The sequence below is a fragment of the Streptomyces sp. NPDC052301 genome, from assembly GCF_044593395.1.
Lineage (GTDB): Bacteria > Actinomycetota > Actinomycetes > Streptomycetales > Streptomycetaceae > Streptomyces.
In genome coordinates, this window is sequence record NZ_JBIUBE010000005.1 from 63,420 (window position 1) to 81,368 (window position 17,949).

Consider the following 17,949-nt stretch of genomic DNA (forward strand, 5'->3'; position numbering starts at 1 on the left):
GTCCCCCAGGGCACCGGCACGTTCGACAGGGAGTGACGAAGGAGGGCACCGGGGATGACAGACCGGCATCACCTGCTCGTGCACGGGGCGACGTTCGCCGTCGTGGGCGACCGGGGCGACATCAGCGGGGTGCGCGGCGGCAGCTCCCCGGACGGGTTGTTCGTACGCGACGCCCGGCATCTCAGCCGCTGGCAGCTCACCCTCGACGGCGGGGTGCCCGAGGTGCTCACGCCGGTCGCGGACGGGGACGCGGCGCGCTGCGTCCTGGTGCCGCGCGGCGGCCGGCAGGAACCACCCGCGTACACGCTCTTCCGGGAGCAGGCCGTCGGGGACAGCGCGTTCGTGGAGTCCCTGCGGCTCACCAGCAACCGCCCGGTGCCCACCACGATCCGCCTCGCCCTCACCGTAGACGCCGACTTCACCGACCAGTTCGAGCTCCGCTCCGACCACCGCACCTACGTCAAGGCCGGCGCCGTGCGCTCCCGTGAGGTCCTCGACGACGGCATCGAGTTCGCCTACCGGCGCGCCGAGTGGCGGTCCTGTACGAGCATCACGGCCGACCCGGCCCCCGACGCGGTGGAGGAGACGGGCACCGGCGCCCGCCGCCTGGTGTGGACCCTCGACCTGGCGCCGCACGGCACGACCGAGCTGCTGCTGCGGGTGATCGCCCGCCCGCACGGCGAGCGGCGCGCCCTGCGCGTGCCCCGCGATCCGGCCGCCGTGCACGGTCAGCTCCGCGCGCTGGAGGAGGAGTTCGTGGAGGGCGTGGCCTTCCCGACCGGCTGGCCGGAGCTGTCGGAGGCGTGCGCGCGGGGCCTGGCCGACCTGGCCGCCCTGCAGATCCCGGCCACCGGCCCGGACGGCGAGGAGCTGCGCGTCCCGGCGGCCGGCGCCCCCTGGTTCCTCACCCTCCTCGGCCGCGACGCCCTGCTGACCTCCCTGTTCGCCCTGCCCTACCGCCCCCGTCCGGCCGCCGCCACCCTCCTCGCGCTCGCCGCCACCCAGGCGACCGGCAACGGCCCGTCCCGCCTCGCCCAGCCCGGCAAGATCGTGCACGAGGTACGGCACGGCGAGCTGGCCCACTTCGGACAGGTCCCGTTCGGGCGGTACTACGGCTCGGTCGACGCCACCCCGCTGTTCTTGATCCTGCTCGGCATGTACGTCGAGCGGACGACGGACACGGCGCTCGCCCGGCGCCTGGAGCCGCACGCCCGCGCCGCCGTCGGCTGGATGCTCGACCACGGCGGGCTCACCTCCCGCGGCTACCTCGTCTACCGCGCCGACGAGGGCGGCCTGTCCAACCAGAACTGGAAGGACTCCCCCGGCGCGATCTGCTGCGCCGACGGCACCCGGCCGACCGGCGCGGTGATGGCGGCGGGCGCCCAGGGCTACGCCTACGACGCGCTGCGCCGCACGGCGTGGCTGGCGCGCACGGTGTGGGCGGACGAGACGTACGCGGCCCTGCTGGAGCAGGCGGCGGCCGATCTGCGGGACCGCTTCCAGCGGGACTTCTGGATGCCGGAGCAGTCCTTCCCGGCGCTGGCGCTCGACGGCAAGGGCCGCCGGATCGACGCACTGGCCTCCGACGCCGGTCATCTGCTGTGGTCGGGGCTGCTGGACAAGGAGTACGGCGAGGTGGTCGGCCGGCGGCTGCTGGAGCCGGACTTCTTCTCCGGCTGGGGCGTCCGCACGGTGGCCTCCGGCCAGCCTGCCTACCATCCGCTCTCCTATCACCGCGGTTCCGTCTGGCCGCACGACAACGCGCTGATCACGCTGGGTCTGGCGCGGTACGGGCTGCACGACGAGGCCCGTACGGTCGCCCACGCGCTGGTCGACGCGGCGACGGCGGCGGGGCACCGGCTGCCGGAGGTGCTGGCGGGGTACGGGCGGGACACGCATCCGGAACCGGTGCCGTATCCGCACGCGTGTGTGCGGGAGTCCCGGTCGGCCGCGGTGCCGCTCGCGCTGCTGACAGCGGTCGGGGGCGCGTAGCGCCGTCGTCGGCTGCGGGGCCGTTGTGGCTGGTCGCGCCCACGCGGCGGAGCCGCATGCCGGCCCGGCCCCGCGCCCCCGGTCCGGGGCTCGGACCGTTTGCCAGGTGTTTGCCCGGCGCTGGTGAACAGGGATCGCGAAGGGTCCGTAACGGAGGTCGGATCGGTCTCGCAGGGAAGGACGCCGGGTTGTCCCAGGACATGAGCACGCGCGAATCAGCCGTAGCGGCAGCCGAGGAGGCCGAGCCGGGAGAGGCCGTCACCGCCCCGGCACCCGGACCGCGCCGCCCCTTCCGCCGTCCCTGGGCCGTCGTGGCGGCGCGCACGCGGCGCTGGCGGGAGGAGCACCCGACGGCCGTTCAGGTGTTGTCCGTCACCGTCGACGTGCTCGCCGCCGCCCTGGTCGTCGTAGCGCTCGTGCTGCCGAACACCGTCGTCGGTCTCGGGCCCGCGAAGTTCCTGCGCATCCCGGGGGAAGCGGTCATCGGGGCCGCCGTGCTGCTCGCGCTGCCGCGCCGGCCGCGGATCGTGCTGGCCGCGGTGTCCGGGGTCGCGCTGGCCGCGATGACGGTGCTGAACCTGCTCGACATGGGCTTCAACCAGTACCTCGGCCGGTCCTTCAACGTCGTGCTGGACTGGAGCCTGTTCGGCGACGCGGAGTCGTACCTGGAGGACTCCCTCGGCCGTACGGAGACACTCGCCGCGGTAGCCGGTCTGATCGTCGTCGTCCTGCTGCTGTTCGTGGTGCTGGCGCTGGCCGTGGTCCGGTTGAGCAACCTGCTCGCCCGGCACACCGCCGTCGCGACCCGGGGCACGCTGATCGCGGGTGTCGTCTGGATCACCTGCACCTCGCTCGGCCTGCAGATATCCGGTGTGCCGATCGCCTCGGAGCACACCGCCAGCGCGCTGAAGATCGAGGCGCGCCGGGTCTCGGACACGCTCCGGGACGAGGCGGCGTTCCGGAAGGTCGCCAAGGTGGACCGGTTCGGGAACACCCCGGGCAGCCAGCTGGTGCCGGATCTGCGCGGCAAGGACATGATCTTCACGTTCATCGAGAGCTACGGCCGCAGCGCGGTCGAGGACCCGATCATGGCGCCCGGGGTCGACGCGACCCTCGACGCCCGCACCAAGGCCCTGGCGAAGGCCGGCTTCCACGCGAAGAGCGGCTGGCTGACCTCGGCGACGTACGGCGGCAGCAGCTGGCTCGGACACTCCACCACCATGTCGGGCCTGTGGATCAGCAACCAGCAGCGCTACCGCACGGTCATGGCCAGCGATCACATGAGCCTGACCGACGCGTTCAAGAAGACCGGCGCCTTCGACACCGTCGGCGTCATGCCGGGCGTGCAGAAGGGGTGGCCGGAGCAGAAGTGGTACGGCCTGGACAAGGTCTACAACGCCTTCGAACTGGGCTACAAGGGGCCGAAGTTCAGCTGGTCGACCATGCCCGACCAGTACGCGCTCCAGCAGTACCAGGAGCGGGTGCACAGCAAGAAGCCCGCCGACGGCAAGACGCGGATGTCGCTGCTGATCCTCACCTCCAGCCACCAGCCCTGGGCGCCGATCCCGAAGATGGTCGGCTGGGACCAGCTGGGCGACGGCTCGGTCTTCAAGGGCATCCAGGCGGCGGGCAACAAGCCGGCCGACGTCATCGCCGACACCACCAAGTCCCGCCAGGAGTACGGCAAGTCGATCCAGTACTCGGTGACCGCGCTGACCCAGTGGCTGGAGCGCTACGGCAGCCAGGACACGGTGCTGGTCTTCCTCGGCGACCACCAGCCGATCGCCCGGGTCAGCGGCAACCACGCCAGCCGTGACGTGCCGGTCTCGATCGTGGCGAAGGACCCGAAGGTGCTCGACAAGGTCGACGGCTGGGGCTGGACGGACGGTCTGCGCCCGGCCCATGACGCCCCGGTCTGGAAGATGAGCGCCTTCCGGGACCGCTTCCTGACGGCGTACGGCTCGACCCCGCACCCGAAGAAGGGCTGACAGCGGCCCAGGGCGCTCAGCCGCCGGACGTGTCCAGCTCCGCGTCCTCGCTCACACCCGCGCAGTCGTACGGGTCCTTCAGCCAGCCGTCCGGCAGCACCACCCGGTTGTTGCCGGACGTACGGCCGCGGGGCCCGTCCGCGCCGGCCGGCCACGGCTGGTCGAGGTCCAGCTCGTCCAGTCCGGCGCGCAGCTCCTCCAGCGAGGAGGTGATCGCGAGCCGCTTGCGCATCTCGGAGCCGACCGCGAAGCCCTTCAGGTACCAGGCGACGTGCTTGCGGAAGTCGACGACCCCCTTGGACTCGTCGCCGATCCACTCACCGAGCAGGGTCGCGTGCCGGACCATGACCTCGGCCACTTCCCGCAGCGTGGGACGCGCGACATCGTCGAGCCGCCCCTCGAACGCGGCCACCAGGTCGGAGAACAGCCAGGGCCGCCCCAGGCACCCGCGCCCGACCACGACTCCGTCGCAGCCCGTCTCCCGCACCATCCGCAGCGCGTCCTCGGCCGACCAGATGTCGCCGTTGCCGAGCACGGGGATCTCCGGGACGTGCTCCTTCAGCCGGGCGATGGCGTCCCAGTCGGCGGTGCCGCCGTAGTGCTGGGCGGCCGTGCGGCCGTGCAGGGCGATGGCCGTGACGCCCTCCTCGACGGCGATGCGGCCGGCGTCGAGGAAGGTGATGTGGTCGTCGTCGATGCCCTTGCGCATCTTCATCGTCACCGGCAGATCACCGGCGCCCGCGACCGCCTCCCGCAGGATCGCCCGCAGCAGGTTCCGCTTGTACGGCAGGGCCGAGCCGCCGCCCTTCCTGGTGACCTTGGGGACCGGGCAGCCGAAGTTCAGGTCGATGTGGTCGGCCAGGTCCTCCTCCGCGATCATGCGGACGGCCTTGCCGACGGTCGCCGGGTCGACGCCGTACAGCTGGATCGAGCGCGGCTGCTCGCTCGCGTCGAACCTGATCAGCTGCATGGTCTTCTCGTTGCGCTCGACCAGCGCCCGGGTCGTGATCATCTCGCTCACGAACAGGCCTTTGCCGCCTGAAAACTCCCTGCACAGCGTGCGGAAGGGCGCGTTGGTGATGCCCGCCATGGGTGCGAGCACGACGGGCGGCGCGACGGCGTGCGGGCCGATGGAGAGCGGGTGGGACATCAGACGGCTCCGGGACGGACGGACGGCGGATACGGCACGGGACGAGAACCCATTGTCCCTCACGGCGCCGGTCACTCGTCCGGCAGCTCCGCCAGCCGCTCCAGCCGCTCCTCGCTCTCCTCGTCGGCGGGGAGGTAGGCGACCACCCGGTGGGCGGGTGCCTGCGGGGCCAGCCACATGTTGCGGTGCTCCAGCCGGATCAGGCCGGCCCGCGGGTGCCGGTACCGCTTGACGTGCGGGGACATCGGCGCCACCTCGTGCCGCTCCCACAGCTCGCGGAACTCCTCGGAGGCCGCCAGCAGCCGGTTCAGCTGCTCCTTCCAGGCGGGCTCGGCGACATGCTCGGCCATGCCCGCCCGGTACTTGGCGATCAGGTCGCGCAGCATCTCGTCCCGGTCGAGGAAGTCCCGCTTCCAGCGCTCGCTGGTGGCCAGCAGCCACAGGCAGTTGCGGTCGGCGGGCGGCAGCTCGGCGGGGTCGCCGAAGAGGCGAGCGAAGGGACGGTTGGCGGCGAGGACGTCGTAACGGGCGTTCTGCAGGGAGGCCGGGTAGGGCGCGAGCCGGGCGACGACCTTCAGCGCGGTCTTCGAGGCGACCGTGCACTCGGCGTCGGCGCGCGGGTCGGCGGTGCCGGCGAGGGCGAAGAGATGGGCGCGCTCGGTGGGGTCCATCAGCAGGGCGCGGGCGACCGCGTCCAGCACCTGCGCGGAGACATGGGCGGCGCGGGCCTGCTCGATCCACGTGTACCAGGTGATCCCGACCGCGGAGAGCTGGGCGACCTCCTCCCGGCGCAGTCCCGGCGTACGGCGGCGCGGACCGCGTGGCAGACCGACCTGCTCGGGTGTGATGCGCTCACGGCGGCTGCGCAGGAAGGCGGCCAGTTCCCGGCGCCGGATCTGCTGTTCCCCCGGCTGCTCCGGCGCTGTGACGGTCATGGCATCAAGGGTGCCGCCCGGTCGTGCCCCGGTTCCAGTTGGTGCCGGTACCTGGATGACCACCGCCTGGTACCCCGCTGGGGGCGGCCCCAGAGTCGGGGGCGTGACCACGACGACCATCCCCGCGCGCACCGACGTGTCGGCGCGCCCCCTGAGCCCGCTGGGCCTGCTCACCCTCCTCCTGGGCGCCGCGCTCCCGATGATCGACTTCTTCGTCGTGAACGTGGCGCTGCCGACGATCGAGCACGCTCTGCACGCTCCCCCGGCCACGTTGGAGATGGTCGTCGCCGGATACGCGGTGGCGTACGCCGTACTGCTGGTGCTCGGTGGCCGGCTCGGCGACGGCCTCGGCCGGCGACGGCTGTTCCTGTGGGGCGTGGCCGGGTTCGGCCTGACCTCGCTGGCGTGCGGGCTGGCGCCCGGCGCGTGGTGGCTGGTCGCCGCGCGGGTCGCGCAGGGCGCCGCGTCGGCGGCGATGCTGCCGCAGGTGCTGGCGACGGTCCACGCCACGACGTCCGGCGAGCGCCGGGCCCGGGCGGTCGCCCTGTACGGCTCGGTGGGCGGGGTGTCCGTCGTGCTCGGGCAGGTGCTGGGCGGGGTCCTGGTCGCCGCCGACCTCGCGGGCACCGGCTGGCGCGCGGTGTTCCTGGTGAACGTGCCGGTGGCGGTGGCCGCCTTCGCGTGTGCGCTGCGCTCGGTCCCGGACAGCCGTGCCGAACGGCCGGCGCGCGGCGACCTGGCCGGTACGGCGCTGCTGGCCGCGGCCCTGACGGCGCTGCTGCTGCCGCTGACCGAGGGCCGGGCGGCGGGGTGGCCGCTGTGGTCGGTGCTGCTGCTGTGCGCGGTACCGCTGCTGGGCCTGGCGTTCGCCGCGGTGGAGCGGCACGCCGAGCGGAGCGCGGGCAGCCCGCTGCTGCCGCCGTCGCTCCTCGCGGCCCCGGAGGTCCGCCGGGGCCTGTTGCTGGGGCTGCCGGTGTTCACCGGTTTCGCGGGCTGGATGTTCGTGAGCGCGGTCACGTTCCAGCAGGGCCTCGGCTACGGCGCGATGCGGGCGGGGCTGACGATGGTGCCGATGGGGGTGGCGCAGTTCGCCGCGTCGATGCTGGCGCCGCGTGCCGTACGGCGGTTCGGCGGGCGGGCGGTGACGCTGGCGGCGGCGCTGCACGTGGCCGGTCTGGCGACGGTGACGGCGACGGTGCTGCTGGGCCCCTGGCCGCGGCTGAGCCCGCTCCTGCTCTCCCCGGGCCTGGTCCTGGTCGGTGTCGGCGGGGGCCTGGAGCTGCCGCTGTACTACCGGAACCTGCTCGCCGCGATCCCGGCCCGGCTGGCGGGCGCGGGCAGCGGTCTGGCGGCCACGCTCCAGCAGTCGTGCCTGGCCGTGGGGGTGGCGACGCTGGGCTCCCTGTTCCTCTCCCTCACCCCCGGCCTCGGGATGCGGCAGGCGCTGGCGGTGGTGCTGGCGGTCCAGGCGGCGGGCCTGGTGGGACTGGGGGTGCTTGGCCTCCGGCTGCCCCGGGTACCTGGCTGAGCCGGGTCGGGCGGGGGGCGGCGTGGGCGGCGCCCCGGGGCCACAGAGATCGTGTATCACTCATTAGTTAGACGCACTATTGAAATCGGCGTACGATGGCCCGCATGCCCGAGTTGAGCCATCGCCGACGTCTCCTCGTGCTCGCGATCTGCTGCATGAGCCTGCTCATCGTGAGCCTGGACAACACCGTGCTGAACGTGGCGCTGCCGTCGATGCAGCGCGACCTGCACGCCTCCACGTCCGGGCTGCAGTGGACCATCGACGCCTACACCCTGGTACTCGCCTCGCTGCTGATGCTCGCCGGCTCCACGGCCGACCGGATCGGCCGCAAGAAGGTCTTCATGGCCGGCCTGGTGGTGTTCTCCCTCGGCTCCCTGCTCTGTTCCCTGGCCCCGAGCCTGGAACTGCTGGTCGTCTTCCGCATGGTCCAGGCGATCGGCGGCTCGATGCTCAACCCGGTCGCCATGTCGATCATCACCAACACCTTCACGGACGCCCGGGAGCGTGCCCGCGCGATCGGCGTGTGGGGCGCGGTGGTCGGTATCTCCATGGCGGCCGGCCCGCTGGTCGGCGGCCTGCTGGTGCAGTCGGTGAGCTGGCGCGCGATCTTCTGGGTCAACCTCCCCGTCGGTCTCGTCGCCCTGCTGCTCACCCTCCGCTTCGTCCCCGAGTCCCGCGCACCCAAGGCCCGCCGCCCCGACCCGGTCGGCCAGCTGCTGGTGATCGCCCTGTTCGGCTCCCTGACGTACGCGATCATCGAGGCGCCCGACGCGGGACTCGCCTCGGTCTCCCCGTTCGTCGCGATCGCCGTCGCGGCGCTCATCGCCCTCGTCCGGTACGAGCCGCGTCGCGAGGAACCCCTCATCGACCTGCGCTTCTTCCGCTCGGCACCGTTCAGCGGAGCCACGGTGATCGCGATCAGCGCGTTCGCGGCGCTGGGCGGCTTCCTCTTCCTGTCGACGCTGTACCTGCAGAACGTGCGCGGCCTCGACGCCCTGCACGCGGGCCTGTGGATGCTGCCGATGGCCGCGCCCACCTTCCTGTGCGCACCGCTGTCCGGCCGGCTGGTCGGCAACCGGGGCCCGCGCCTGCCGCTGCTGATAGCCGGTGCGGCGACGACCGCGAGCGGTGTGCTGTTCGCGGCGTTCGACGCGGAGACGTCGAGCGTCACCCGCTTCCTCTGTTACGTCCTGTTCGGCGTCGGCTTCGGCTTCGTGAACGCGCCGATCACCAACACCGCGGTGTCGGGCATGCCGAGGGCCCAGGCCGGTGTCGCGGCGGCGGTCGCCTCCACCAGCAGGCAGCTGGGACAGACGCTGGGCGTCGCGGTGGTCGGGGCGGTGCTGGCGTCCGGCATCGGCTCGTCCCCGTACAGCCACGCGTTCGTCGCGGCGGCCCGCCCCGGCTGGTGGATCCTCACCGGCTGCGGCCTCGTGGTCCTCGTCCTCGGCCTGCTGACCAGCGGCCGCTGGGCCCGCGGGACGGCGGAGCGCACGGCGGACCGGCTTCAGGCGGCGGAGGTGCGCGAGGTGGTCGGCGCCTCCTGAGCCCGGCCGCCCCGGCGGACGCGAGCGGCTGTCAGACCCTGCTCAGCGCGAGGGCGTGCAGCCGCTCCAGGCGCTCGCGGGTCTCCTCGGTCCTCGGTGTGTACGTCACCATGCGGGCGCCCAGCTCGGGGCCGAGCCACAGGTCGGTGTGCTCCAGCATGAGGTGACCGACGTAGGGGTTGAGGAACTCCTTGGACTTGGTGCGGGTGCCGACCACCTCGTAGCGCTCCCAGTTCTCGCGGAACTGCGGGGACTGCGTCTCCAACCGCTTGAGCAGCATCTTCCAGGCCGGCTCGCCGAGGTGACCGGCCAGGGAGGCGCGCAGCCGGGCGGCCATCAGGCGCTGGGACTCCTCCAGGTGCACGACGGCCGCCTGCCAGTCCTTGTTCGTGTACACGAGGAGCATGCAGTTGCGGTCCTCGGGCGGGACCGCGTCCAGGTCGCTCAGCAGGAGGCCGTAGGTGCGGTTGTAGGCGAGGATGTCGTACCGGCTGTTCTGGATGCAGGCCGGGATCGGGTCCAGGCTGTCCAGCAGCGCGCGCAGGGCCGGGGTCACGCTGGGACAGTTCGCCGCGGGGGTCGGGTCGGTGGCGCCGGCCAGCTGGAAGAGGTGGGCCCGCTCGCTGGCGTCCAGCCGCAGGGTGCGCGCCAGGGCGTCAAGGACCTGCACGGAGACCTGGATGTCGCGGGCCTGTTCCAGCCAGGTGTACCAGGTGACGCCGACCGCGGAGAGCTGGGCGACCTCCTCCCGGCGCAGACCGGGGGTGCGCCGCCGGGCACCGCGTGGCAGCCCCACCTGCTCGGGGGTGATGCGCTCACGCCGGCTGCGCAGAAACGCGGCCAGCTCGCTGCGCCGGATCTCCGAGCCCCGGCCGGGCCTCGGGGTGGTCTCCTGGGCCGTGGTCGTCATGGTTACAGAGTGCCGCCCCCGGCAGCCTGTTGCCAGGTAGTTCTTCTACCAGGACAAGGAGACTCTGGTACCCGTCTGGGCGGGGGCGGAGGCTCGGAGGCATGAGTGAAACCGTCACCACCCCGGTCGTCCGTACGACGGCCGCCCCGCCCGCACTCGGCGGGTTCGGGCTGTTCACCGTTCTGCTGGCCGCGGCGCTGCCGCTGGTCGACTTCTTCATCGTCAACGTCGCCCTGCCCACCATCGGCGCCGACCTGCACGCGGGCGAGGCCGTGCTGGAGCTGGTCGTCGCCGGGTACGGGGTCGCGTACGCCGTGCTGCTCGTGCTCGGCGGGCGGCTCGGGGACCTGTTCGGGCGGCGCCGGCTGTTCCTCGGCGGGATGGCCGCCTTCGGGCTCACCTCCCTGGCGTGCGGGCTGGCACCCGGCGCCTGGAGCCTGGTCGCGGCGCGGATCGCGCAGGGCGCCGCGGCCGCCGCGATGCTGCCGCAGGTGCTCGCCACCATCCAGGCCGCGACGAGCGGCGGGCGCCGGGCGCGCGCCATGAGCCTGTACGGCGCCACGGCCGGGCTGTCCATGGTGGCCGGGCAGATCCTCGGCGGGGTGCTCGTCGCGGCCGACATCGCCGGCACCGGGTGGCGGGCGGTGTTCCTGGTCAACGTGCCCGTGGTCCTGGCCGGGCTGGTGCTGGCCGTACGGCTCGTGCCCGAGACCCGCTCGCAGCACCCGGAACCGGTCGACGGGCCCGGCACCGTGCTGCTCGCGGCGTCCCTGCTGACGCTGCTCGCGCCGCTCACCGAGGGCCGGGCGGCGGGCTGGCCGCTGTGGACGTGGCTGTCGTTGGCCGCGTTCCCGGTCGCCGCCGCCGCGTTCTGGTCCGTGGAGCGGCGCGCGGACCGGGCGGGCCGGACCCCGCTGGTGCCGCCGAGCCTGCTGGGACTGGTCTCGCTGCGGCGCGGGCTGGTGCTGATGCTGCCCTTCTCGATCGGCTTCAGCGGGTTCATGTTCGTGATAGCGCTGGCGCTGCAGCAGGGCGCCCGGCTCGGTCCGGTGCCGGCCGGGCTCGCGCTCGCGCCGATGGCCGTGACGTTTCTGTTCGTCTCCCTGGCCGGGCCTCGGCTGATCGCCCGGTACGGCACCCGGGTGGTCACCGCCGGGGCGGGCATCCAGGCCGTGGGCGTGCTGCTGATCGTGCTGACCGCCTGGCGGGACTGGCCGCATCTGGGCTTCGGTTCGCTGCTGCCGGGCGCGGCCGTGGCCGGTGCCGGGCAGGCGCTGCAACTGCCCAACGTGTTCCGGATCGTGATGTCCGAGGTGCCGCCCGCCCGGGCCGGTGTCGGCAGCGGTGTGATGGTCACCACACAGCAGTCCGCGCTCGCCCTGGGCGTGGCCACCCTCGGCACCCTGTTCCTCACCCTCGTGCCGCGCATGGGCATGCGGGACGCGCTGGTCACCGCGCTGCTGGTGCAGCTGGCCGGGGTGGTGCTCACCGGTCTGCTGAGCCTGCGCCTGCCCCGCACGGTCGGCTGAGCCGGGCGGACGGCTCGGACAACTCACCGTGAACCTGACCCTGTTGATGTTGCTCGTGCTGCACACTCCTTGCGGTCACACGTGTGGGAACCGGGAGGGGTCATGCCGCAGAGCGCCAACTCGAGCAAGGTCAGCCGCTGGGACCAGCACGGCCGCGAACACGTGGTCAGGGTGGTCCGCACGGGCGTGCAGCGCACGATCAGATGCAATACCTGCGGCTGGCGGAAGGGGGCACAGTTCCTGCCCTGGCTGAAGGCGGAGGAACACCTCGCCGAGGCCCACCAGGCGACGGTCGACCCGGCGGCGGCCCGGCAGCCGTCGCGCTGAGCGACCCGCCCCCGGCACCCTGCTCGACCTGCGCTCCTCCCCCGGGCCAGGGGCCGTTCCCAGCTGTCTCGACTGGCCGCCCGCGCCGACCGGGTTCAGCCTGGGAAGGTCCGCCGAGCGACAGGAGACGAACATGACCTCGGTACTCCGCCACCACCGCTACGGCCGTGCACTGGGCACCTGCGCCCTGTCCGCGGCGCTGCTGTCCGGCGGGACGGCCGGAGCCCTCGCCGCCACCAAGCCCAGCCCCGACAGCACCATGGCCGCCTCGATCACCATCACGGCCCACGGGAACACCGTGAAGGCCGGTGACAAGGTGAAGATCACGGGCCGCACCAAGGGTCTGAACGTCGGTGCTCCGCTGGTGCTCCAGCACATGAAGAACGACAAGTGGGTCCCGCTGAGGGCGACCGCCAAGGTCAAGAAGGGCAGCTCGTACGCCATCCTCGCCCAACTCGGCACCAAGGGCATGGAGAAGCTGCGCGTCGCCGGCGTGAACGCGTCCGGGAAGGTCTACTCGCCGCCCGTCACCGTGAAGGTGAGCTGAGCCCCCGTACCAGCAGGTCCACGACGGCCGTGAACTCCTCGTCGATGCCGGGGCGGGTCCACTCCCGGGCGTAACAGGGGTCGTGGAAACGGCCGGTGGCCTGGAAGACGGCCCGGGCCGCGGCAGCCGGGTCGGGCACGCGGAAGGTGCCCGGCCCGGCTCCGTCGTCGATGATCCGGGTCAGCTGGGCGGTCAGCTCGGCTATGTGCTCGCCGACGACCGTGCCGTTCTCGTCCGTCAACACCGTGTAGGTGGCGAACAGTTCGGGGTCGTCACCGGCCTTGTGCCGCTTGGCCGCGAACAGCGCCGCCAGCCAGGCCCGCAGCCGCTGCTCGGGATCCAGGCCGTCGGCGGCGACGATCCCGGCGAGCTGCTGCGACGTCCGGTCCAGCCAGCGCTTGGTCACCGCTTCCCGCAGTGCCGCCTTGGTGCGGAAGTGCCGGTAGACGCTGCCGTGGCTGACGCCGAGCGCGCGGGCCACGTCGACCACGGTGGCCTTGGCCGGGCCGTGGCGGCGCAGCACCTCCTCGGTGGCTTCGAGGATGCGCTCGGCGGTCAGGGTCTCGCTGGTCGGTGCCATGTCCTAGACCGTACCCGGCAGCGGAGTCAGCGCTCGCTGTCGAGGTGTGCCATCTGGGCGCTCGGGTAGCGGTCGCCGGCCGCCGCGTCCGCCGGTACGGCCTCCTCGATCGCCGCGAGGTCGGCGGCGTCCAGGGTCACGTCCAGCGCGCCCAGCGACTCGCCCAGCCGCTCGCGGGTGCGGGCGCCGACCAGCGGAACGATGTCCTCCCCGCGGGAGAGCACCCAGGCGATGGCGGTCTGCGCGACCGTCGCACCCTTCTGCTCGGCGATCTTGCGCAGGGCGTCGACGAGGTTCAGGTTGTGCTGGAGGTTCTCGCCCTGGAAGCGGGGCGAGTGGGCGCGGAAGTCGTGCGCGGCGAGCTGCCGGTCGCGGGTGAAGTGGCCGGAGATCAGGCCGCGGGAGAGCACCCCGTAAGCCGTGATCCCGATGCCCAGCTCACGGACGGTGGGCAGGATCTCCCGCTCGATGCCGCGGGAGATCAGCGAGTACTCGATCTGCAGGTCGGCGACCGGGGCGGTGGCGGCGGCCCGCCGGACCGTCTCGGCGCCGACCTCGCTGAGGCCCACGTGCCGGACGTACCCCTTCTCGATCAGCTCGCCGATCGCGCCGACGGTCTCCTCGATCGGCACGTCCGGGTCGAGCCGGGCGATCCGGTAGACGTCGATGTGGTCGACGCCCAGGCGCTGCAGGGAGTAGGCGGCGAAGTTCTTCACGGCGGCCGGGCGGCCGTCGTACCCGCTCCAGTTGCCCTCCGGGTCGCGCAGGGCGCCGAACTTCACGCTGACCAGCGCCCGCTCCCGGGCGGCGGCCGGTGCGGCGCGGAGGGCCTCGCCGATCAGCATCTCGTTGTGCCCCATGGCGTAGAAGTCGCCGGTGTCCAGCAGGGTGACGCCCGCCTCCAGGGCGGCGTGGATCGTCGCGACGGATTCCGCTCGGTCGGCGTCGCCGTACAGCGCGGACATGCCCATGCAGCCGAGGCCGAGGGCGGAGACGTGGGGGCCGGTGGTTCCGAGGTGTCGTGTGCGCATCGTCATGGCTCCACCCTGCCATGACAGCTGACAGATTTCAATATCTGTCATTCCATAGCCGTTCGATTGGTTCAGACCTATTGACGACAGGTCTGGACCAGCCCACTGTCATGCCTACGACACCTCACCGCACCCCCACCGGGAGGCCCGCATGATCCGTCGCGCCCTGCGCCTGGTCGCCGCCGCGCTCGCGACCGCCTGTCTCACCCAGCTGCCCGCCGCCGGCACGGCCTCCGCCGCCGACACCTGTGCCGTGAAGTCCCGCCCGGCCGGAAAGGTGCTCCAGGGCTACTGGGAGAACTGGGACGGCGCCGCCAACGGGGTCCACCCGCCCTTCGGCTGGACCCCCGTCACCGACTCCCGCATCCCCGCGCACGGCTACAACGTGATCGACGCGGCGTTCCCGGTGATCCGCTCCGACGGGACGGCCCTGTGGGAGGACGGCATGGACTCCGGTGTGAAGGTGGCCACGCCCGCCGAGATGTGCGCGGCCAAGGCGTCCGGTCAGACGATCCTGCTGTCCATCGGCGGGGCGGCGGCCGGTATCGACCTGTCCTCCTCGGCCGTCGCCGACCGCTTCGTGGCGACGATCGTGCCGATCCTGAAGAAGTACAACTTCGACGGCATCGACATCGACATCGAGACGGGCCTGACGAACAGTGGAAACATCAACCAACTCTCCGCCTCCCAGACCAACTTGATCCGGATCATCGACGGCGTCCTCGCGCGGATGCCGTCGAACTTCGGCCTGACGATGGCACCGGAGACCGCCTACGTCACCGGCGGCAGCATCACGTACGGCTCGATCTGGGGCGCGTACCTGCCGATCGTCAAGAAGTACGCCGACAACGGCCGCCTGTGGTGGCTGAACATGCAGTACTACAACGGCAGCATGTACGGCTGCTCCGGCGACTCCTACGAGGCGGGCACGGTCGCGGGCTTCACCGCCCAGACCGACTGCCTGAACAAGGGTCTGGTGGTCCAGGGCGCCACCGTCAAGGTTCCGTACGACAAGCAGGTCCCGGGCCTGCCCGCCCAGCCCGGCGCGGGCGGCGGCTACATGTCACCGTCCCTGGTCTCCCAGGCCTGGAAGCACTACGGCACCTCGCTCAAGGGCCTGATGACCTGGTCGATCAACTGGGACGGCGCGAAGAACTGGACCTTCGGCGACAACGTCGAGTCGCTGCAGGGCCGTTGAGCCCGGCCCGCCCGTGCCCTCCGCTCCGTTGGACACGGTGCGCCACCGACCGGAGAATGGGAACTGCCGACGAGCAGCCTCCAGGCGGCGCCTGCCGTCGGCCGTGCGGTGTTCCAGCGCCGCCGAGGAGGCCGCGATGGCCATCCGTATCGCCACCTTCAACACCGAGAACCTCTTCCGCCGCCCCTCCGTCTTCCGTCTCGCGAAGGCGTCGGACCGGGAGCAAGTCCTCCACGACTTCGACACGTTGATCGCTCTCCTGGACAAGGAGACGTACACCGACGACGACAAGCAGAAGATCTCGGCGCTCGTCCTGAAGCACCGGGCGTACAGCAGCGACCGCGACGACCCGCCGCTGATCTACGTCAACCAGAACCGCCCCGGCAAGAAGAGCGGCCTCTTCGACACGCCCCCGCCGGGATCGCACCCGACACAGCTGCCGATCCTCGCGGGTGGCCGGGGCGCGTGGGCCGGCTGGGCCGAACTCACGCAGGACGACCTGGACATGACCGCGGTCAGCAACACCGGGCGGGTCGTCAGGGAGGTGAACGCCGACGTCCTGCTGGTGCCCGAGGTGGAGGACCGGCTCACCCTGGACCGTTTCAACCAGCACGTCCTGGGCCTGGGATGGCAGCCGTACCCCTTCAATCTGCTGGTCGACGGCAACGACCCGCGGGGCATCGACATCGGGATCCTCAGCCGCTTCCCCATCACATCCGTCCGGCCGCACCTCTTCGACCCGAACCCGGCGCACCCGGCGAAGCCCTTGTTCAGCCGCGACTGCCCCGAGTACGAGATCCAGCTCGACCGGGGCAGCCTGGTGATCCTCGGCAACCACCTCAAGAGCAAGGCCGGCGACGACCCGGAGCTGCGCCTGGCGCAGGCGGAACGGGTCGCGGAGATCTACCGGGCCGCGCTGCAGCGCACCACGAACGTGGTGGTCGCCGGAGACCTCAACGACTTCCCGGACAGCAAGCCGGTCGGAGTGCTGCTGGACACCGGTCTGCGCGATGTGATGAGCCACTCCTCCTACCACGGGGAGCCCGGCACCCACGGCACCTGCCAGGACAAGCAGGACAAGCTCGACTACGTCCTGCTGCCGCCCGCGCTGTGGGGGAAGGTGCAGGAGGTCGGCCTGGAGACGCGGGGCATCTTCGCCCACGCGAACCACTTCCGGAGCGTGCAGGCGAAGACGGACGAGGCGTCGGACCACGCCGCGCTGTACGTGGACGTGGACCTGTGACGAAAACGCCCGCCCTCCGGCCGACCGGGTCGGCTGGAGGGCGGGCGGAGGTACGGCGTCAGCAGCCGAGCAGACGACCCGCGAGGTAGCCCTCGATCTGGTCCAGGGACACCCGCTCCTGCTTCATCGAGTCACGCTCACGCACCGTGACGGCGTTGTCCTCGAGCGTGTCGAAGTCGACGGTCACGCAGTACGGCGTACCGATCTCGTCCTGGCGGCGGTAGCGGCGGCCGATGGCGCCCGCGTCGTCGAACTCGATGTTCCAGTGCTGGCGCAGCGCCTGCGCGAGGCCCTTGGCCTTCGGGGACAGCTCGGGGTTGCGGGACAGCGGGAGGACGGCGACCTTCACCGGGGCGAGGCGGTGGTCCAGCCGCAGCACGGTCCGCTTCTCCATCTTGCCCTTGGCGTTCGGCGCCTCGTCCTCGACGTAGGCGTCGAGCAGGAAGGCCAGCATGGTGCGGCCGACACCCGCCGCCGGCTCGATGACGTACGGCGTCCAGCGCTCCTGGGCCTCCTGGTCGTAGTAGGCCAGGTCCTGGCCGGAGGCCTTGGAGTGGGCGCCGAGGTCGTAGTCGGTGCGGTTGGCGACACCCTCGAGCTCGCCCCACTCGCTGCCGCCGAACTGGAAGCGGTACTCGATGTCGGCGGTGCGCTTGGAGTAGTGGGAGAGCTTCTCCTTCGGGTGCTCGTACCAGCGCATGTTCTCCTCACGCAGGCCCAGGCCGGTGTACCAGTTCCAGCGCTGCTCCATCCAGTACTCCTGCCACTTCTCGTCCTCGCCCGGCTTGACGAAGAACTCCATCTCCATCTGCTCGAACTCGCGGGTGCGGAAGATGAAGTTGCCGGGCGTGATCTCGTTGCGGAAGGACTTGCCCATCTGGGCGATGCCGAACGGGGGCTTGCGGCGCGAGGTGGTCTGCACCTGGGCGAAGTTGGTGAAGATGCCCTGGGCGGTCTCGGGGCGCAGGTAGGCGACCGAGCCGGAGTCCTGGGTCGGGCCGAGGTGGGTGGAGAGGAGACCCGAGAACTGCTTGGGCTCGGTGAACTGGCCCTTGTTGCCGCAGTTCGGGCAGTTGATGTCGGCCAGGCCGTTCGCCGGGGCGTGGCCCTTCTTCTCCTCGTACGCCTCTTCCAGGTGGTCGGCGCGGAACCGCTTGTGACACGCGGTGCACTCGGTCAGCGGGTCCGTGAAGGTGGCGACGTGGCCGGACGCGACCCAGACCTCGGACGCCAGGATGACGGACGAGTCGATACCGACCACGTCCTCGCGCGACGTCACCATGTAGCGCCACCACTGGCGCTTGATGTTCTCCTTGAGCTCGACACCCAGCGGTCCGTAGTCCCAGGCGGCACGCTGTCCGCCGTAGATCTCACTGCACGGGAAAACGAAGCCACGGCGCTTGCTCAGGCTGACGATGGTGTCGATCTTGTCGGCGGCCACGGT

At 71.9% G+C, this 17,949-nt stretch carries 15 protein-coding genes; 9 read left to right on the forward strand and 6 right to left on the reverse strand.

Annotated features, from left to right (window positions below; all coding sequences use genetic code 11):
• Window positions 1-54: 54 nt before the first annotated feature.
• Together ACIHEJ_RS14750 and ACIHEJ_RS14755 are read left to right on the forward strand one after the other, a co-directional pair.
• Window positions 55-1,992, forward strand: a complete 1,938-nt coding sequence (locus ACIHEJ_RS14750; protein WP_400135201.1) for a glycogen debranching N-terminal domain-containing protein — start codon at window positions 55-57, stop codon at window positions 1,990-1,992.
• Between the two features lie 200 nt (window positions 1,993-2,192).
• Complete coding sequence (locus tag ACIHEJ_RS14755) at window positions 2,193-3,980, forward strand: CDP-alcohol phosphatidyltransferase (RefSeq protein ID WP_400135202.1); 1,788 nt, start codon at window positions 2,193-2,195, stop codon at window positions 3,978-3,980.
• A 16-nt stretch (window positions 3,981-3,996) separates the two neighbouring features.
• Here ACIHEJ_RS14755 and dusB read toward each other — a convergent pair whose 3' ends face one another.
• Together dusB and ACIHEJ_RS14765 are read right to left on the reverse strand one after the other, a co-directional pair.
• A complete protein-coding gene (gene dusB, locus ACIHEJ_RS14760; RefSeq protein ID WP_400135203.1) occupies window positions 3,997-5,130 on the reverse strand; it encodes a tRNA dihydrouridine synthase DusB in 1,134 nt (377 codons plus the stop codon).
• Window positions 5,131-5,201: 71 nt separating this feature from the next.
• Window positions 5,202-6,065 carry a helix-turn-helix transcriptional regulator gene (locus ACIHEJ_RS14765; RefSeq protein WP_400135204.1) on the reverse strand — a complete coding sequence of 288 codons (864 nt, stop codon included), beginning with the start codon at window positions 6,063-6,065 and terminating at the stop codon, window positions 5,202-5,204.
• 55 nt (window positions 6,066-6,120) lie between these two features.
• Here ACIHEJ_RS14765 and ACIHEJ_RS14770 point away from each other — a divergent pair, with 55 nt between their 5' ends.
• Together ACIHEJ_RS14770 and ACIHEJ_RS14775 are read left to right on the forward strand one after the other, a co-directional pair.
• Window positions 6,121-7,593 carry an MFS transporter gene (locus ACIHEJ_RS14770; RefSeq protein WP_400135205.1) on the forward strand — a complete coding sequence of 491 codons (1,473 nt, stop codon included), beginning with the start codon at window positions 6,121-6,123 and terminating at the stop codon, window positions 7,591-7,593.
• 104 nt (window positions 7,594-7,697) lie between these two features.
• Window positions 7,698-9,140 carry an MFS transporter gene (locus tag ACIHEJ_RS14775; RefSeq protein ID WP_400135206.1) on the forward strand — a complete coding sequence of 481 codons (1,443 nt, stop codon included), beginning with the start codon at window positions 7,698-7,700 and terminating at the stop codon, window positions 9,138-9,140.
• Between the two features lie 31 nt (window positions 9,141-9,171).
• Here ACIHEJ_RS14775 and ACIHEJ_RS14780 read toward each other — a convergent pair whose 3' ends face one another.
• Entirely contained in the window at window positions 9,172-10,050 is an 879-nt protein-coding gene (locus tag ACIHEJ_RS14780; RefSeq protein WP_400135207.1) for a helix-turn-helix transcriptional regulator, read from the reverse strand.
• Between the two features lie 101 nt (window positions 10,051-10,151).
• Here ACIHEJ_RS14780 and ACIHEJ_RS14785 point away from each other — a divergent pair, with 101 nt between their 5' ends.
• The 3 genes from ACIHEJ_RS14785 to ACIHEJ_RS14795 all read left to right on the forward strand — a co-directional run bounded on the left by ACIHEJ_RS14785 (window position 10,152) and on the right by ACIHEJ_RS14795 (window position 12,453).
• Window positions 10,152-11,579 carry an MFS transporter gene (locus ACIHEJ_RS14785; protein ID WP_400135208.1) on the forward strand — a complete coding sequence of 476 codons (1,428 nt, stop codon included), beginning with the start codon at window positions 10,152-10,154 and terminating at the stop codon, window positions 11,577-11,579.
• A gap of 102 nt (window positions 11,580-11,681) precedes the next feature.
• The gene (locus tag ACIHEJ_RS14790) at window positions 11,682-11,906 is read left to right on the forward strand and encodes a hypothetical protein (protein WP_400135209.1); all 225 of its coding nucleotides are present in this window, start codon (window positions 11,682-11,684) and stop codon (window positions 11,904-11,906) included.
• 133 nt (window positions 11,907-12,039) lie between these two features.
• Window positions 12,040-12,453, forward strand: a complete 414-nt coding sequence (locus ACIHEJ_RS14795) for a hypothetical protein (protein ID WP_400135210.1) — start codon at window positions 12,040-12,042, stop codon at window positions 12,451-12,453.
• On the opposite strand, the gene ACIHEJ_RS14800 is transcribed toward ACIHEJ_RS14795, so the two are convergent.
• On the reverse strand, window positions 12,434-13,033 hold the full coding sequence (locus ACIHEJ_RS14800) for a TetR/AcrR family transcriptional regulator (RefSeq protein WP_400135211.1): 600 nt from the start codon (window positions 13,031-13,033) through the stop codon (window positions 12,434-12,436). The two genes, ACIHEJ_RS14795 and ACIHEJ_RS14800, sit on opposite strands and share 20 nt — an antisense overlap.
• 26 nt (window positions 13,034-13,059) lie before the next feature.
• Complete coding sequence (locus tag ACIHEJ_RS14805; protein ID WP_400135212.1) at window positions 13,060-14,070, reverse strand: aldo/keto reductase; 1,011 nt, start codon at window positions 14,068-14,070, stop codon at window positions 13,060-13,062.
• Between the two features lie 145 nt (window positions 14,071-14,215).
• Between ACIHEJ_RS14805 and ACIHEJ_RS14810 the strand changes: the two genes are divergently transcribed.
• Both ACIHEJ_RS14810 and ACIHEJ_RS14815 read left to right on the forward strand, forming a co-directional pair.
• The gene (locus ACIHEJ_RS14810; protein ID WP_400135213.1) at window positions 14,216-15,262 is read left to right on the forward strand and encodes a chitinase; all 1,047 of its coding nucleotides are present in this window, start codon (window positions 14,216-14,218) and stop codon (window positions 15,260-15,262) included.
• 136 nt (window positions 15,263-15,398) lie between these two features.
• Window positions 15,399-16,505, forward strand: a complete 1,107-nt coding sequence (locus tag ACIHEJ_RS14815) for an endonuclease/exonuclease/phosphatase family protein (protein WP_400135214.1) — start codon at window positions 15,399-15,401, stop codon at window positions 16,503-16,505.
• 58 nt (window positions 16,506-16,563) lie between these two features.
• On the opposite strand, the gene ACIHEJ_RS14820 is transcribed toward ACIHEJ_RS14815, so the two are convergent.
• The gene (locus tag ACIHEJ_RS14820; protein WP_400135215.1) at window positions 16,564-17,946 is read right to left on the reverse strand and encodes a glycine--tRNA ligase; all 1,383 of its coding nucleotides are present in this window, start codon (window positions 17,944-17,946) and stop codon (window positions 16,564-16,566) included.
• Between the last annotated feature and the right edge of the window lie 3 nt (window positions 17,947-17,949).

Excerpts from the sequence above, each read along its gene's own strand:
- ACIHEJ_RS14750 (WP_400135201.1), top strand. The coding sequence starts at position 55 with ATGACAGACCGGCATCACCTGCTCGTGCACGGGGCGACGTTCGCCGTC.
- ACIHEJ_RS14755 (WP_400135202.1), top strand. The coding sequence starts at position 2,193 with ATGAGCACGCGCGAATCAGCCGTAGCGGCAGCCGAGGAGGCCGAGCCG.
- dusB (WP_400135203.1), bottom strand. The coding sequence starts at position 5,130 with ATGTCCCACCCGCTCTCCATCGGCCCGCACGCCGTCGCGCCGCCCGTC.
- ACIHEJ_RS14765 (WP_400135204.1), bottom strand. The coding sequence starts at position 6,065 with ATGACCGTCACAGCGCCGGAGCAGCCGGGGGAACAGCAGATCCGGCGC.
- ACIHEJ_RS14770 (WP_400135205.1), top strand. The coding sequence starts at position 6,121 with ATGACCACCGCCTGGTACCCCGCTGGGGGCGGCCCCAGAGTCGGGGGC.
- ACIHEJ_RS14775 (WP_400135206.1), top strand. The coding sequence starts at position 7,698 with ATGCCCGAGTTGAGCCATCGCCGACGTCTCCTCGTGCTCGCGATCTGC.
- ACIHEJ_RS14780 (WP_400135207.1), bottom strand. The coding sequence starts at position 10,050 with ATGACGACCACGGCCCAGGAGACCACCCCGAGGCCCGGCCGGGGCTCG.
- ACIHEJ_RS14785 (WP_400135208.1), top strand. The coding sequence starts at position 10,152 with ATGAGTGAAACCGTCACCACCCCGGTCGTCCGTACGACGGCCGCCCCG.
- ACIHEJ_RS14790 (WP_400135209.1), top strand. The coding sequence starts at position 11,682 with ATGCCGCAGAGCGCCAACTCGAGCAAGGTCAGCCGCTGGGACCAGCAC.
- ACIHEJ_RS14795 (WP_400135210.1), top strand. The coding sequence starts at position 12,040 with ATGACCTCGGTACTCCGCCACCACCGCTACGGCCGTGCACTGGGCACC.
- ACIHEJ_RS14800 (WP_400135211.1), bottom strand. The coding sequence starts at position 13,033 with ATGGCACCGACCAGCGAGACCCTGACCGCCGAGCGCATCCTCGAAGCC.
- ACIHEJ_RS14805 (WP_400135212.1), bottom strand. The coding sequence starts at position 14,070 with ATGACGATGCGCACACGACACCTCGGAACCACCGGCCCCCACGTCTCC.
- ACIHEJ_RS14810 (WP_400135213.1), top strand. The coding sequence starts at position 14,216 with ATGATCCGTCGCGCCCTGCGCCTGGTCGCCGCCGCGCTCGCGACCGCC.
- ACIHEJ_RS14815 (WP_400135214.1), top strand. The coding sequence starts at position 15,399 with ATGGCCATCCGTATCGCCACCTTCAACACCGAGAACCTCTTCCGCCGC.